14 protein-coding genes are annotated in these 16,061 nt (G+C 56.4%); 13 read left to right on the top strand and 1 reads right to left on the bottom strand.

Features of this window, described 5'->3' with window-relative positions:
* The first annotated feature begins 154 nt into the window (after positions 1-154).
* The 8 genes from metE (at position 155) to ACMYSP_RS11525 (ending at position 9,345) form a co-directional block, all read left to right on the top strand.
* Positions 155-2,416 (top strand): 5-methyltetrahydropteroyltriglutamate--homocysteine S-methyltransferase, encoded by a 2,262-nt coding sequence (metE, locus tag ACMYSP_RS11560; protein ID WP_434586880.1) that lies wholly within the window; start codon positions 155-157, stop codon positions 2,414-2,416.
* A 192-nt stretch (positions 2,417-2,608) separates the two neighbouring features.
* Positions 2,609-4,039: a PTS transporter subunit EIIC gene (locus ACMYSP_RS11555; protein WP_434586879.1), complete on the top strand. Its 1,431-nt coding sequence runs from the start codon at positions 2,609-2,611 to the stop codon at positions 4,037-4,039.
* A gap of 20 nt (positions 4,040-4,059) precedes the next feature.
* Positions 4,060-5,805 carry a sulfatase gene (locus tag ACMYSP_RS11550; protein WP_434586878.1) on the top strand — a complete coding sequence of 582 codons (1,746 nt, stop codon included), beginning with the start codon at positions 4,060-4,062 and terminating at the stop codon, positions 5,803-5,805.
* A 43-nt stretch (positions 5,806-5,848) separates the two neighbouring features.
* Entirely contained in the window at positions 5,849-6,574 is a 726-nt protein-coding gene (locus ACMYSP_RS11545; protein WP_434586877.1) for a GntR family transcriptional regulator, read from the top strand.
* Positions 6,571-6,915, top strand: coding sequence for a YidH family protein (locus tag ACMYSP_RS11540; protein ID WP_434586876.1), 345 nt, complete (start codon positions 6,571-6,573; stop codon positions 6,913-6,915). Before ACMYSP_RS11545 ends, ACMYSP_RS11540 begins: the two co-directional genes overlap by 4 nt.
* On the top strand, positions 6,912-7,241 hold the full coding sequence (locus tag ACMYSP_RS11535) for a DUF202 domain-containing protein (RefSeq protein WP_434586875.1): 330 nt from the start codon (positions 6,912-6,914) through the stop codon (positions 7,239-7,241). The genes ACMYSP_RS11540 and ACMYSP_RS11535 overlap by 4 nt, the downstream gene beginning before the upstream one ends.
* Before the next feature lie 19 nt (positions 7,242-7,260).
* On the top strand, positions 7,261-8,553 hold the full coding sequence (locus ACMYSP_RS11530) for an anaerobic sulfatase maturase (protein ID WP_434586874.1): 1,293 nt from the start codon (positions 7,261-7,263) through the stop codon (positions 8,551-8,553).
* 102 nt (positions 8,554-8,655) lie between these two features.
* Complete coding sequence (locus ACMYSP_RS11525) at positions 8,656-9,345, top strand: transporter substrate-binding domain-containing protein (RefSeq protein WP_434586873.1); 690 nt, start codon at positions 8,656-8,658, stop codon at positions 9,343-9,345.
* Positions 9,346-9,349: 4 nt separating this feature from the next.
* On the opposite strand, the gene ACMYSP_RS11520 is transcribed toward ACMYSP_RS11525, so the two are convergent.
* Positions 9,350-10,162, bottom strand: a complete 813-nt coding sequence (locus ACMYSP_RS11520; RefSeq protein ID WP_434586872.1) for a dienelactone hydrolase family protein — start codon at positions 10,160-10,162, stop codon at positions 9,350-9,352.
* A 390-nt stretch (positions 10,163-10,552) separates the two neighbouring features.
* Between ACMYSP_RS11520 and udp the strand changes: the two genes are divergently transcribed.
* The 5 genes from udp to ubiB all read left to right on the top strand — a co-directional run bounded on the left by udp (position 10,553) and on the right by ubiB (position 15,980).
* Positions 10,553-11,314, top strand: a complete 762-nt coding sequence (gene udp / locus ACMYSP_RS11515) for a uridine phosphorylase (protein WP_434586871.1) — start codon at positions 10,553-10,555, stop codon at positions 11,312-11,314.
* 139 nt (positions 11,315-11,453) lie between these two features.
* On the top strand, positions 11,454-12,902 hold the full coding sequence (gene rmuC, locus ACMYSP_RS11510; RefSeq protein WP_434586869.1) for a DNA recombination protein RmuC: 1,449 nt from the start codon (positions 11,454-11,456) through the stop codon (positions 12,900-12,902).
* A 66-nt stretch (positions 12,903-12,968) separates the two neighbouring features.
* Positions 12,969-13,724 carry a bifunctional demethylmenaquinone methyltransferase/2-methoxy-6-polyprenyl-1,4-benzoquinol methylase UbiE gene (gene ubiE, locus ACMYSP_RS11505; RefSeq protein WP_434586868.1) on the top strand — a complete coding sequence of 252 codons (756 nt, stop codon included), beginning with the start codon at positions 12,969-12,971 and terminating at the stop codon, positions 13,722-13,724.
* Between the two features lie 13 nt (positions 13,725-13,737).
* Complete coding sequence (ubiJ, locus tag ACMYSP_RS11500; protein ID WP_434586867.1) at positions 13,738-14,343, top strand: ubiquinone biosynthesis protein UbiJ; 606 nt, start codon at positions 13,738-13,740, stop codon at positions 14,341-14,343.
* Complete coding sequence (ubiB, locus tag ACMYSP_RS11495; RefSeq protein WP_434586866.1) at positions 14,340-15,980, top strand: ubiquinone biosynthesis regulatory protein kinase UbiB; 1,641 nt, start codon at positions 14,340-14,342, stop codon at positions 15,978-15,980. Before ubiJ ends, ubiB begins: the two co-directional genes overlap by 4 nt.
* Positions 15,981-16,061: the final 81 nt, after the last annotated feature.

Below are 16,061 nucleotides of genomic sequence, written 5' to 3'. Positions count from 1 at the left end.
ACTCGTCATATTTCGACTTGCAGATGCGTTGGCTGCCTCGCTTACCCCAGTCACTTACTTCAGTAAGCTCCTGGGGATGCGCATCGTTGCCGGCTTCCTGCAAGACGAAATATTTAGCGTTTTTCTTCGGATTCAAAATATTGAGGTCTTAAAAATGACAATTATTAATCACACCCTCGGTTTCCCTCGCGTTGGCCTTCGTCGCGAGCTGAAAAAAGCACAAGAGAGCTACTGGGCGGGCAATTCGACCCGTGAAGCATTGCTGGCGGTGGGGCGCGAGCTGCGCGCCCGTCATTGGGAGCAGCAGAAGCAGGCGGGCGTTGACCTGCTGCCGGTCGGGGATTTCGCCTGGTACGACCATGTTCTGACCACCAGCCTGCTGCTGGGTAACGTGCCGGCTCGTCATCAGAACAAAGACGGATCCGTCGATATCGATACGCTGTTCCGCATTGGCCGTGGCCGAGCGCCAACCGGTGAACCGGCGGCAGCGGCGGAAATGACCAAATGGTTTAACACCAACTACCACTACATGGTGCCGGAATTCAGCAAAGGTCAGGCATTTGCGCTGACCTGGACGCAGCTACTGGATGAGGTGGACGAAGCGCTGGCGCTTGGTCACAAGGTGAAACCGGTACTGCTTGGCCCGGTGACGTATCTGTGGCTTGGCAAAGTGAAAGGCGAGCCGTTTGACCGCCTGACCCTGCTGAACGACATTCTGCCGGTGTACCAGCAGGTGCTGGCGGAGCTGGCAAAACGCGGCATTGAGTGGGTACAGATTGATGAGCCGGCGCTGGTGCTGGAGCTGCCGCAGGCGTGGCTGGACGCGTTCAAGCCAGCGTATGACGCGCTCTCAGGCCAGGTTAAGCTGCTGCTGACCACCTACTTTGAAGGCATCACCGCGAACCTCGGGACGATTACCGAGCTGGCGGTTCAGGGCCTGCACGTTGACCTGGTGCACGGTAAAGATGAGGTAGCGGCGCTGCACCAGCGTCTGCCAGCCGACTGGCTGCTCTCTGCGGGCTTGATCAACGGTCGTAACGTCTGGCGCGCCGACCTGACGGAGAAGTACGCGCAGATTAAAGGTCTCGTCGGCAAACGCCCGCTGTGGATTGCCTCTTCCTGCTCCCTGCTGCACAGCCCGATCGACCTGAGCGTTGAAACTCGCCTCGATGCGGAAGTGAAAAGCTGGTTTGCCTTTGCGCTGCAAAAATGTGAAGAGCTGTCCCTGCTGCGCGACGCCCTGAACAGTGGTGATACAGCAGCGCTGGAGGCGTGGAGCGCGCCGATTCAGGCCCGTCGCCACTCGACCCGGGTCCATAACGCGGCGGTGGAAAAACGTCTGGCGGCCATAACCGCTAAGGACAGCCAGCGCAATAGCCCGTACGCCGAGCGTGCCGAGGCACAGCGTGCCCGCTTCAACCTGCCGGCGTGGCCAACCACCACCATCGGCTCCTTCCCGCAGACGACCGAGATCCGCGGCCTGCGTCTGGACTTCAAAAAAGGCAATCTGGATGCCGGCAACTACCGTACCGGTATTGCTGAACATATTAAGCAGGCGATCGTTGAGCAGGAGCGCCTGGGGCTGGACGTGCTGGTGCACGGCGAAGCCGAGCGCAATGACATGGTGGAGTACTTCGGTGAACACCTGGACGGCTTTATCTTCACCCAGAACGGCTGGGTACAGAGTTACGGTTCCCGCTGCGTGAAGCCGCCGGTGGTGATCGGGGATGTCAGCCGCCCGGAAGCCATTACCGTGGAGTGGGCGAAGTATGCGCAATCGCTGACTGACAAACCGGTGAAGGGCATGCTGACCGGTCCGGTAACCATTTTGTGCTGGTCCTTCCCGCGTGAAGATGTCAGCCGTGAAACCATCGCCAAGCAGATTGCGCTGGCGCTGCGTGACGAAGTGGCGGATCTGGAAGCCGCCGGCATCGGCATCATCCAGATTGATGAGCCGGCGCTGCGCGAAGGCCTGCCGCTCAAACGCAGCGACTGGGATGCCTATCTGCAGTGGGGCGTCGAAGCGTTCCGCATCAATGCCGCGGTAGCGCAGGATGATACCCAGATCCACACCCACATGTGTTACTGCGAGTTCAACGACATCATGGATTCCATCGCCGCCCTGGACGCGGACGTGATTACCATTGAGACGTCACGTTCTGATATGGAGCTGCTGGAGTCGTTTGAAGAGTTCGAATACCCGAACGAAATCGGGCCGGGGGTGTATGACATTCACTCGCCGAACGTTCCCAGCGTGGAGTGGATTGAGGCGCTACTGGAGAAAGCGGCGCAGCGTATCCCGGCAGAACGTCTATGGGTGAACCCGGACTGCGGCCTGAAAACCCGCGGTTGGCCGGAAACCCGCGCGGCGCTGGCTAACATGGTAAAAGCTGCACAGAACCTGCGTCAGGCGTAATGACCTAAGCTCATCTATCCCCCAGAGGAGGCCCCGTGCCTCCTCTTTTTTTTGCTTTTTTCTTCTTTTCCTCGCGCTGACCTCTGCCGCAAATTCGGATAATCGACAGGCTATTTTATGAGCTCACTCACAAATGTGATATCATTATATTGTTATAACAATTGCCGCCAAAATAATAAAAGGAACGTCGGTATGGACTACAACCAGGTAGGAAGCGCAATTGTGAAGCACTGCGGTGGCCTGTTGAATTTACAACATGTCACCAACTGTATGACTCGGGTACGGATGACTATCGGCGATCGGTCGCAGGTTGATATCGCGGCGCTGAAAAGTATCGACGGCGTGCTGGGGGTGGTGGAAGACGACACCTTGCAGGTGATTGTCGGGCCGGGCAAGTCGACAAAAGTCGCGGATGTGATTAACGACATGTTGAAGAAACAGCCCGTCGGTGAGGCTCAGCCCGGTGGGGCCGCGCTGAGTGAGGTGGAACAAAGGGCGACGCTGGCGCGGGAAAAAGCCAAAAAGCAGACCCGAACCAAAATCATTCTTAAACACATTGCTAATATTTTCGTTCCCATTCTGCCGTCGCTCATTGCGGCCGGTATTCTGATGGGCATCAATAACGTCATTGTGAATTCGGCGGCCTCCTGGGCCCTGGCGAATCACGTTGTCGCGCTGGGCGATCTCTCGCCGACCCAGGTGGTACTCGATCAGCGGCACCTGCTTGGACTCAGTCAGTTTCTCGATATTGTCTCGAAAGCGCTATTTGGCTTCCTCGCAATTTATACCGGTATGTCGGCGGCAAAAGAGTTTGGCGGCAATGCGATCATGGGCGGCCTGTTAGGTGGCGTGACGATGCTGCCGCAGCTGACCGCCTTTGGGCTGGTGCCGGGCCAGGGGGGGCTGATTGGCGTGATTTTCTGCGCCTGGCTGATGTGCCTGCTGGAAAAACGGGTGCGGCGGATCGTGCCGGATATTGTCGATGTGGTGGTGACGCCGACGATTGTAGTGGTGGTGATGGCAGCAGCGCTGTTGTTCGTCATTATGCCGGTGGCCGGAATCATCTCCGACGGCATTCTGCATGGGCTGAACGGTCTGCTTTCCGGCGGCGGCATTGCCGCAGGCTTTGTGCTCTCGGCGCTCTTTCCGTTCTTAATCTCGCTGGGCCTGCATCATGGCCTGTTCCCGGTCCATATCGAAATGATTAATGCCACCGGCCATGCACCGCTGTTCGCGATCCAGATTATGTCCAATGCCGGGATGGTGGGGGCGGCGACAGCGGTACTGATGCTGACCCGCGATCCGGTCATGAAGAAAATAGCCAAAGGCGCCATTCCTACCTCCATTCTGGCCGTCGGTGAGCCAACCATTTTCGGCGTTAACATTCCCGCTGGCTTTGCTTTTATCACCGGCTCGATCGGGGCGGGATTTGGCGGCGTGATGGTGGTGCTATTGGGTGTCACAACCAACGGCATTGGCGCCGCCGGGCTGTCCGCGTTGCCGTTGATCGCCGACGGTAAATATTTGCAGTACATCATGGCGTGGTTGACCGGTTGTACCGCCGCTTTTGTGTTGACGTATATCGTCGGCAAAATCCGTGGTTATGACAAAGAAACGGCGTGAGAGAGGTAAAGGAGTAAAGCATGAAAGCCATAATGTTGATGTTTGATTCGTTGAATAAGCAGTTGCTGTCGGCTTACGGCAGCGATCGCGCCATCACGCCGAATTTTCAGCGTCTGCGGGAACGCACGGTACGTTTTGATAATTTCTTTGTCGGGAGTATGCCCTGCATGCCGGCCCGGCGCGAGCTGCATACCGGGCGCTATAATTTTCTGCACCGTGGCTGGTCGCCGCTGGAGCCGTTTGATGATTCCGTCCCGGAAATACTGAAGAAAAACGGTATCCATAGCCACCTGGTCACCGACCATAAGCACTACTGGCGCGATGGTGGCGCGACCTATCATTCGCGCTACAGCACCTTTGAGTTTGTGCGTGGTCAGGAAGGCGACGCCTGGAAAGGTGTCGTGGAAAAACCAGAGTATCGGTATGAGTCCGGTGAACCAGGCGAGATCAAGCAGCGGCGAATTGCCAGCCGGGTCCAGCATCAGATCAACGTCCAGTTTATGCAGAATGAAGAGGATCATCATCTGGCCCGGACGATCGGCAAGGGACTCGAGTTTCTTGAGACCAACCATGCCAGCGATAACTGGTTCCTGCAGCTGGAATGTTTCGATCCGCATGAGCCGTTTTTCGTGCCGGAAAAATACCTGAAAATGTACGGGATCGACGATCCGTCACAGTTTGACGGCTGGCCGCCTTACTACTTTGTGACCGAAACCGATGAGCGCAAGGGCCTGATCCAGAAGTATTATATGGCGCTTCTGACCATGGTAGACGCCTATGTCGGCAAGGTGCTGGATTATATGGATCGTTACGATCTCTGGCAGGACACCATGCTTATCGTCAATACCGACCACGGCTTTTTGCTTGGTGAGCATGAGTGGTGGGGTAAAAATATTATGCCGCTGTATAACGAAGTGGCGAATATTCCCTGCTTTATCTGGCATCCCCAGTGCGGTGGTGCAGGAGAATCGCGGCAGTCGCTGGCACAGACCATCGATCTCCCGGCGACGCTGCTGGATTACTTCGGGCTGGATAAACCGGCGGATATGCAGGGTCGGTCATTACTTCCGACGCTGCTCGACGATACGCCGGTGCGGGACTACGCGCTGTTTGGCTACCATGGCTGTCATATCAACATTACCGATGGCCGCTATGTCTATATGCGCTCGCCCGTGGAGCAGGGTATTGATGGCCTGTATGAGTACACGTTGATGCCGACCCGTATCAATCGCCGTTTTACGCCGCAGGAACTTGAGAAGGCGACGCTGCATCCGCCATTCTCTTTCACCAAGGGCTGTCCGGTGATGAAGATCCCGGCAGAGTCTGTGATGACCAGAGGTGCCGATCGTTTCGGCCACCGCCTGTATGACAGGGTGGCGGACCCGGCGCAGCTGTCGCAATGTCGTGACGAAAGCATGGCGCAGCAACTGAGTGAGCACATGATTGCGATGATGCGGGAAAGCGATGCCCCTGCTGAACTCTATCCACGCTATGGATTGAGCGGGTTACCGGCGGCGCTGCTGGGGCTAGACCCGAATATCCTGCCCGAGCTGGCCGGGTTTGCGCCACAGGTCCGTTATGGCTTGTTTGCGCTGCTGCAGCATCTGGAAGGGAGCGGGCAGAGCGATTTGGCACAGAAGCTACAGGCGGCCTGTCGGGTCGACTGGGATCGGGAAAATCTGTGGGCTTTCGTGCATAACCAGGTTCCGCAGGAGCAGCATCAGAACGTGTACTATAAGATGGCGTTAGAAATGCGACTGGACTGAGTGGTATCCCCGGCGACGGCCGGGGAAAAAGGAGTAGAAGTAGATGAAAGAAGAGCTGGATTATTCCCGGGGCGCGAAACCTTTATACGCCCAGCTATACGACATCCTGCTGGAGAGGTTGAAAACCGGCACCTACAAAAAAAATGATGTGCTGCCCACGGAAGCGGAGTTTGAAGAGCTGTTTGGCGTCAGCCGGATCACCGCGCGCCGTGCGCTGGCTGAACTGGTCGCGAAAGGGCTGGTAAAGCGCCAGGCGGGTATCGGTACGATGGTGATCAGCACCTCTGAGAAACAGGGAGTCAAAACCCGCATTCGCTTAGTGGATGGGCAGCAGCAACATCCTATCTCGCGTAATAACCTGAAGCTGGAGCAACTGCTGCCGCCTGAGCCGATCGCACGTGAGTTTGGCCTGGCGTCTGATGCCATGATCTATCGTCTGACCCGCACCATCTTCCGGCAAAATGAGCTGCCTGCTCAGGTGAACTATATCTGGCTGACCCCGCGACTGGGGACATTGACGCTGGAAACCTTCGACGGCGGTTTGTACAGCATGCTGGAGAAAAATAACGAAAATATTGAAAGCTTTCAGGATGTGATTACCGCGGAGCTGCCGACGGAAAGCGACTGCGCCATTCTGCAGATTAGCGCCTCGGAGCCGCTGCTGGTGAAAACCCGTAAAGGCTATAACGACCGGGGCGAGCTGGTGGAGTTTGGCATCGCCAGGCATATCGCCAGCTGCTACCAGTATATTGTCGAGAACAGCCGATGAAATGGCTAAGCCAGGGGAAGGCGCCGGATTATCGTTTTTCGCTGGCGAATGAGCGGACGTTCCTTGCCTGGATCCGCACCGCGCTGGCCTTTATGGCGGCGGCGATTGGCATCGACCAGCTGGCGACAAACTTCGCCCCCGCGCATGCCCGTGAGCTACTGGTCAGCGGCTTAAGCCTCACGGCGGCGATGCTGGCCTGGTATGCGTATCGACGCTGGGCTGGCAACGAACGCGCGATGCGTAACGGCGCTGATTTAGCCTATCCCAGAATGCTTATCTGGCTCAGTAGCGGGCTGGCGATCGCCATCTTGCTGATGCATGCGGTGCTGTTACTGCGATGACGATAACACCTCGGCCTCGTGACCCAGGACTTCAGCCGGAGCGCACCGCGCTCTCCTGGCAAAGAACCACTTTTTGCGTGTTGCTCCTCGCGCTGGCCGCGACGCGCGGCGGGTTTTCCCGTGGCGAGATGGCGGTGGTTGCCCTTGGCGGCGTCGCCGCTGCTCTGGCGGTGGTGCTGATGGTGGTCTCTTACTGTCGACAAAAACAGGCGCTCATGGAGCGCGAGCTGACCACCCATTCTTCGCTGTTGATTAAGCGACTGCTGAGCATCATCCTGAGCCTGGTCGCCCTGTCACTGGTGCTTCCGGTTTTGCTCAGACTGTAATAATAAGGATAGATTTGCGATGACAATCACCGGATGCCACGTGATGGCGAAGCCCACGGGATCGGTCTGTAATATCGACTGTACTTACTGCTTCTATCTGGAGAAAGAGGCGCTGTATCCCGAGCGTAATACACGCTGGCAGATGTCTGACGAGACCCTGGAACGCTATATTTGTCAGCATATTGACGCCCAGTCGGGAGATAACGTGACCTTTGCCTGGCAGGGCGGTGAGCCGACCATGATGGGGTTGGCATTTTTCCGCCGCGTCATCGCGTTGTGCGACAAATATGCCAACGGGAAAAAGATAACGCACGCGCTGCAGACCAACGGGATGCTGTTGGATGACGCTTGGGCACGTTTTTTTGCCGAACATCATTTTTTGATTGGCCTGTCGATAGATGGCCCCGCGCCGCTGCATAACCAGTATCGTGTGAACCGGGCCGGAAAGGGAACCCACGATCGCGTCATGGCGGCGATGGCGCTGCTCAAAGCTCATCACGTTGAATTTAATACCTTAACCGTCGTCGGCAAACACAACGTTGAGCATGCCCTGGAGGTGTATGAATTCCTGGTCGCGGCAGGCTCGCGCTATATTCAGTTTATTCCTCTGGTTGAGCGTCTGAGCAATGATGCCTCGTCGGCGCTGCAACTGGTGCTGCCCGGCGAAAGCGCGGCAAGGCTTGCCCCGTGGACCGTACCGTCGTGGCAGTTTGGCGACTTCCTCTGCCAGATTTTCGATCTGTGGGTCCGGCGTGATGTTGAACGTGTCTCTGTGCAGATGTTCGATGTGGCTATGGCGGCCTGGACCGGACAACCGCCGGTGCTTTGTGTCCATTCGGCAACCTGCGGCCACGCTTTCGCCCTCGAATCAAATGGCGATCTCTATAACTGCGACCATTTTGTCTACCCGGAACATAAGCTGGGCAATATTCATCAGCAGACCATCCATGAGCTTAACCATAGCGAACAGGCAATTGCCTTCGGGCAGGCTAAAGAAGCGCGCTTAACTACAGACTGCCGCCGCTGCGAATTTCGTCCGGTGTGCCACGGCGGCTGCCCGAAACACCGGTTCGCGGTCTCGCCGGGTGGCCATCCGGGCCACAACTACCTGTGTGCGGGCTATAAGCACTTTTTCAAACATATCACTCCGTATATGAACGTCTGGCAGCAGCTGCAGGAAAATGGCTACCCGCCGTCAGCGATCGCGCAGTGGCTGGCAAGCGAGGCTCAGCAGGCGCCGACGGCGGCGAAGCGCAACGACCCCTGCCCGTGCGGGAGCGGTCGAAAGTACAAAAAATGTTGCTGGTCGTAGCCCCAGCACGACGGAAAAAGCCCGGCAACGCGCCTGCGAAATCTTCCCGGCTGGGCTACGCTTAGCGGCACCACAGAAACCAATCATTTCCGGGAGCGAACGATGACCGGGCACGACGACTCAACGGGCACTTTACGTTTTGCTATTAATCTCGGGAACCCGGTTCTCGCCACCGTATTGCCAGATAACACTCCGGGTGGGATCTCCGTCGCCCTCGCCAAAAAGCTGGCCGCTGAATGCGGTCACGAGGCGCGGTTTATCACCTGGCCCACGGCCGGGAAAGTGGTGGAAGCCGCCCTGCAGGATCAGTGGGATATTGCCTTCCTGGCGATAGACCCCGCTCGGGAAGATGCGCTGTGCTTCACCCGGCCCTATATCACCATTGAAAGCACCCTGCTGGTCAGGGATGACAATGAGATTCGCTCTGTGCAAGAGATGGACAAGCCTGGGGTGACGATTAACGTCGGTAAGGGAGCTGCCTATGAGCTGTATCTGATTCGAACCCTAAAGCAGGCGACGATGCGGCAGTACACCACGTCCCAGGAGGCGATTCGCGCGTTTATCGACGGTGAGGGGGATATGGTCGCGGGCATTCGTCAGCCGCTCTGCAGAGTGGCGCAGCAATACCCGCAGCTTCGCGTCCTGCCCGATAGCTTCAGTCAGATACAGCAGGCGATTTGCGTACCGCGTACCCGGCTCCAGCACTACGCTTTTATCCGTGATTGTCTGGCAAGATGGCTCGATGACGGGACGATTGCCGATATGATTCATCACCATATCGGCAACCGGTAGCAGCTTAAGCGCGTTTGCCGCCGTACTGGGCAAACCATGCCAGCATGCGCTGCCAGCCGTCTTTGGCTGACTCTTCATGGTAGCTGGCGCGATAATCGGCGTTAAAGGCGTGATCGGCTTCCGGGTAGACGATGATCTCCGCTTTGGCGTTGGCGGCACGAAGCGCCTGACGCATGGTTTCCACCGTATCCTGCGGAATGCTGGCATCTTTAGCGCCGTACAGGCCCAGAACCGGCGCGTTGAGATCGACCGCGATATCCACCGGATAATTTGGCGTGTTCAGGGTTTTCTGGCCCACCAGTTTCCCGTACCAGGCCACCGCCGCTTTCAGCTGCGGATTGTGCGCAGCATACAGCCAGGTGATACGACCACCCCAGCAGAAACCGGTAATCAACAGCCGATGGGCATCGCCTTCGTGACGCGCGGCCCAGCTGGCAACATGGTCAAGGTCTGCCAGTACCTGAGCATCCGGCACTTTGCTGACCAGTTCCTGGAACAGCGTGGGGATGTCGGTGTAATCATTGGGATCGCCCTGGCGGAAATAGAGTTCTGGTGCGATAGCCAGATATCCTTCCTGTGCCAGACGGCGGCAAATGTCGCGGATATGTTCATGAACGCCGAAAATTTCCTGCACAACGATAACGACCGGCAGCAGGCCATCAACGTTTTTCGGACGAGCGTGGTACGCCGGCATGTTCTCTCCCTGAGTCGGGATCGATGTTTCGCCGGTGATAATGCTCTCCTCCGAGGTATGAACAGCGGTAGAAGCGTGCGGCGTGGCTGCAGGCGCAAAGCCAGGTTGCTTGGTTGTGGTCATGGTATTCTCCGTACCCTTTAATTATTAGCGCACCGATAACTATAGACCCTAAATACGGCAAGTTGCATAAAGGCGGCAAGGCCGTAAATCCCCAGGAGCTTACACAGGTAAGTGACTGGGTGTGTGATGCAGCCAACACCTTTGCAGCTTGAAGCATGACGGGTATAGACGTTATCGACCGGACGTTAACCAACCACACTGCCTCAAACAGACTATCTTTTGTTCAGGCTCGGTGAATATAACTTGTTAATGTGATGTTTATCACTTTTTAATGGAAAATAATTGCAATGATTTTCATCTGTAGTGATTGGCATCACAAAACTATGCGGATAGCTTCTGTAAAGTACCGTTTTGCTTCTGCTGATAATTCGACCCACAGAGGAGTTTTTTATGTCTAAGTCTGATGTTTTTCATCTCGGCCTCACCAAAAACGATTTACAAGGGGCTACGCTGGCTATCGTCCCTGGCGATCCGGAGCGTGTGGAAAAGATCGCCGCGCTGATGGATAAGCCGGTTAAGCTGGCATCTCATCGCGAATTTACCTCCTGGCGTGCCGAGCTCGACGGCAAGCCGGTTATCGTGTGCTCCACCGGTATCGGTGGCCCGTCCACCTCCATCGCCGTTGAAGAACTGGCTCAGCTGGGGGTTCGTACTTTCCTGCGTATCGGCACCACCGGCGCAATCCAGCCGCACATCAATGTCGGCGACGTGCTGGTGACCACGGCATCCGTGCGCCTTGACGGCGCGAGCCTGCACTTTGCCCCCATGGAATATCCGGCAGTAGCTGACTTTGCGTGCACCACTGCGCTGGTTGACGCGGCGAAATCGATCGGCGCGACCACGCATATTGGCGTAACAGCATCGTCTGATACCTTCTACCCAGGCCAGGAGCGTTACGACACGTTCTCTGGTCGCGTCGTTAACCGCTTCAAAGGCTCGATGGAAGAGTGGCAGTCAATGGGCGTGATGAACTACGAAATGGAATCGGCGACGCTGCTGACCATGTGCGCCAGCCAGGGCCTGCGCGCCGGGATGGTGGCCGGGGTTATCGTGAACCGTACCCAGCAGGAAATTCCGAATGCCGAAACCATGAAGAAAACCGAAAGCCATGCGGTAAAAATCGTGGTGGAAGCGGCTCGTCGCCTGCTGTAGTTTCCCCTCTCTTAATACCAGGCCGGATATTCCGGCCTTTCTTTTTTGCGCAGCGCCTCGCAGGAAATTTCTTTTCAACTGGACGTTTGTACAGCACAATTCTATTTTTGTGCCGTAAGCCGTTGCCGCAGGGGGCGTTGTGGATATCTCGATTATGATAAGTGCCATCGTGGCGCTGGCCGTCGGGCTGGTTGCTGGATGGCTGGCAACCAAAGCCAGAGCCGACCAAATCCGTGCCGATCTGATCGAAGAGCGTCGTGAGCTGGATATCGAGCTCAGTGCCGCACGCCAGCAACTGGTGCAGGAGGCCCACTGGCGCGACGAGTGCGAACTGCTGAATAACGAGCTGCGCAGCCTGCGTGAAATCAACACCTCGCTGGAGGCCGACCTCCGTGAGGTCACCACTCGCCTTGAATCCACCCGCATGCACGCGGAAGATAAAATCCGCCAGATGGTAAATAGTGAGCAGCGCCTGAGCGAGCAGTTTGAAAACCTGGCAAACCGCATTTTTGAGCACAGCAACCGGCGCGTGGATGAACAGAACCGCCAGAGCCTGCATGGCCTGCTGACACCGTTGCGTGAACAGCTGGACGGTTTCCGCCGCCAGGTGCAGGACAGTTTTGGTCAGGAGGCGCGCGAGCGGCATACCCTGGCACATGAAATTCGCAACCTGCAGCAGCTGAATGCCCAGATGGCGCAGGAAGCGCTGAACCTGACCCGGGCGCTCAAAGGGGATAACAAAACCCAGGGTAACTGGGGGGAAGTGGTGTTAACCCGCGTGCTGGAGGCATCCGGGCTGCGCGAAGGCTACGAGTATCAGACTCAGGTGAGCATCGAAACGGAAGGCCGTGCGCGCATGCAGCCTGATGTGATTGTCCGTCTGCCGCAGGGGAAAGACGTGGTCATTGACGCCAAAATGACCCTTGTCGCCTACGAGCGCTATTTCAATGCCGAAGATGATTACACCCGTGAGGCGGCGCTGCAGGAACATATCGCCTCGGTGCGTAACCATATTCGTCTGCTGGGGCGTAAAGACTATCAACAGCTGCCGGGCCTGCGTTCGCTCGATTATGTCCTGATGTTTATCCCCGTTGAGCCGGCGTTCCTGTTGGCGATAGACCGTCAACCTGAACTGATCACCGAAGCGCTGAAACACAACATCATGCTGGTCAGCCCGACCACGCTGCTGGTGGCGCTGCGCACGATTGCCAACCTCTGGCGCTATGAGCACCAGAGCCGCAATGCGCAGAAAATCGCCGAGCGCGCAGGGCGCCTGTACGACAAAATGCGGCTGTTCGTCGACGATATGTCGGCCATCGGGCAGAGCCTCGACAAAGCGCAGGATAACTATCGCCAGGCGATGAAAAAGCTGGCCTCCGGGCGCGGCAACCTGCTGGCGCAAGCCGAGTCCTTCCGTGAACTGGGCGTGGAGATCAAACGCGAGATTAATCCTGATTTAGTTGAACAGGCGACCGCCCAGGATGATGAATATCGTTCTGAAGAGGACGAAAACGCGCTGGAAGATAACGAATTTATCTCCGAACCGGCCCACCAGAAGATGTCTGCAGAGCCCTCTACGCCACGTTGAAGCGTATGGGAAATGCGCTGAATCTGTTACACTCGACGAACATTTTCTTGATAAGCAGGCATTGAGATGGTTGAGGATTCACAAGAAACGACGCACTTTGGTTTTCAGACGGTAGCCAAAGAGCAGAAGGCGGACATGGTGGCACATGTATTCCATTCTGTGGCCGCGAAATATGATGTTATGAATGATCTGATGTCGTTCGGTATTCATCGCTTGTGGAAGCGTTTCACCATTGATTGCAGCGGCGTGCGCCGTGGCCAGACTGTGCTGGATCTGGCGGGGGGCACCGGTGACCTGACGGCGAAGTTCTCCCGTCTGGTGGGTGAAACGGGTCGCGTTATGCTGGCCGATATCAACGACTCAATGTTAAAAATGGGCCGCGAAAAGCTGCGTAATATCGGTATCGTCGGCAACGTAGAGTACGTTCAGGCGAACGCAGAAGCGCTGCCGTTTGCTGATAACACCTTTGACTGCATCACGATTTCGTTCGGTTTACGTAACGTCACGGATAAAGACAAAGCGCTGCGTTCCATGTATCGCGTACTGAAGCCAGGCGGACGCCTGCTGGTGCTGGAATTCTCGAAGCCGATCATTGAGCCGCTCAGCAAAGCCTATGATGCCTACTCCTTCCATGTGCTGCCGCGCGTAGGGGAACTGGTCGCGAAAGATGGTGAAAGCTATCGCTACCTGGCTGAATCTATCCGGATGCATCCGAATCAGGACACCCTGAAATCCATGATGCAAGACGCCGGTTTTGAAAGCGTTGACTACTACAACCTGACGGCAGGTATCGTTGCGTTGCACCGCGGCTATAAGTTCTGACAGGAGGGAGCGTATGCCTTTCAAACCACTGGTCACCGCTGGCATTGAAACCACCCTCAATACTTTTCTCTGGCGTGACAAAGCGTTAAAACCTGCACGCCAGCGTCTGCTGGGGAAAGTGCTGCGCGTTGAGCTCAAAGAGCTGTCGGCGCCGGTCGTGCTGGTTTTCAGTGAACGCCAGATCGACGTGCTGGGGGCCTGGGAAGGCGATGCCGACTGTACCGTGATGACTCGTCTTAGCGTGTTGCCGCAGCTGCGTAATCGTCAACAGCTGACCGCACTTATTCGCAGCGGTGACCTGGAAGTGCAGGGCGATCTGCAGGTGGTGCAGAACACGGTGGCATTATGCGACCTGGCAGAGTTCGATCCCGCGGAGTTACTGGCACCCTATACCGGCGATATCGTCGCGGAAGGTTTCAGTAAACTGTTTCGTACCGGGGCTCGCTTTCTGTTGCACGGTGCGCAGCGCCAGCAGCGCTATGTTGCTGATGCGCTGACCGAAGAGTGGCGTCTGGCACCGGGACCGCTGGAAATGGCCTGGTTTGGTGAAGAGACGGCCGCGATAGAACGCACCCTTGCTGCTTTGGAAAAACGGCTGGAAACGCTGGAGGGCAAATGACGCCAGGAGAATTACGGCGCCTGTATCTTATTATCCGCACCTTTTTGAGTTACGGGCTTGATGAGCTCATTCCCAGGATGCGTATTACGCTCCCGCTACGCCTCTGGCGGCGGACGCTGTTCTGGATGCCGAATCGCCATAAAGACAAACCACTCGGTGAACGTTTACGCCTGGCGCTACAGGAGCTGGGACCGGTGTGGATCAAGTTCGGCCAGATGCTTTCCACCCGCCGCGACATGTTTCCGCCGCACATTGCCGATCAGCTCGCGCTGTTGCAGGATCGTGTGGTGCCGTTTGATGGTCAACTAGCTAAGCAGCAGATTGAGCAGGCGATGGGCGGTCTGCCCGTCGAAGCATGGTTTGATGATTTTTCTATTGAACCACTGGCGTCAGCCTCGATTGCGCAGGTGCATACCGCACGCCTGAAAGCGAACGGCAAAGAGGTCGTTATCAAGGTGATCCGCCCGGACATCGTGCCGGTGATCAAAGCGGACATGAAGCTTATCTACCGCCTGGCGCGCTGGGTGCCACGGCTGTTACCCGACGGCCGCCGTTTGCGACCGCAGGAAGTGGTTCGCGAATACGAAAAAACGCTGCTGGATGAACTCAACCTGTTGCGTGAATCGGCAAACGCCATTCAGCTACGACGCAACTTTGAAGACAGCCCGATGCTCTATGTACCGGAGGTCTACTCCGATTACTGTAGCGAAAACATGATGGTGATGGAGCGGATTTACGGGATCCCGGTCTCCGATGTTGACGCGCTGAACGCACAGGGCACCAACATGCAGCTGTTGGCCGAGCGAGGCGTGCAGGTCTTTTTCACCCAGGTCTTCCGTGACAGCTTCTTCCATGCGGATATGCATCCGGGCAATATTTTCGTCAGCTACGACCATCCGGAGAACCCTCAGTACATCGGGATTGACTGCGGTATTGTGGGCTCGCTGAACAAAGAAGATAAACGCTATCTGGCAGAAAACTTTATTGCCTTCTTCAACCGTGATTACCGCAAGGTGGCCGAGCTGCACGTCGATTCAGGCTGGGTTCCCGCGGACACCAATGTAGAAGAGTTTGAGTTTGCTATCCGTACGGTCTGCGAACCTATCTTCGAAAAACCGCTGGCTGAAATATCGTTTGGCCATGTTCTGTTGAACCTGTTTAACACCGCCCGGCGCTTCAATATGGAAGTTCAGCCACAGCTGGTGTTGCTGCAGAAAACATTACTTTACGTAGAAGGGTTAGGCCGCCAGCTCTATCCTCAGTTAGACTTATGGAAAACGGCGAAACCTTTCCTTGAGTCGTGGATTAAAGATCAGGTTGGCATTCCGGCACTGGTGCGTGCGTTTAAAGAAAAAGCGCCGTTCTGGATTGAAAGAATGCCGGAAATCCCTGAACTGGTGTATCAGACGCTGCAGCAGAGCCGACAGTTGCAGACCAGCGTGGATACCATCGTACGTGACTTCCAGGTACGGCATGTGCGCCAGGGGCAGTCCCGATATCTGTTTGGTATAGGTGCGGTTCTGTTACTGAGTGGTACGCTGCTGTTCATCCATCGCCCGGAATGGGGCATGATGCCTGGTTGGCTGATGGCCGCAGGCGTCGTTTCGTGGTTGATTGGCTGGCGGAAAACACGCTGACAGGTATTGTCTTTTTTATCGCGCATGCGTTATGGCGTGGAGTCTTACGAGGGCCAGACACTAAGGCGGCCCGCGGGTTGA

The sequence above is a fragment of the Klebsiella sp. R390 genome, assembly GCF_051131745.1.
In the GTDB taxonomy this organism is placed as follows: Bacteria; Pseudomonadota; Gammaproteobacteria; order Enterobacterales; family Enterobacteriaceae; genus Klebsiella.
This window is presented reverse-complemented; position numbering and strand designations above follow the sequence as displayed.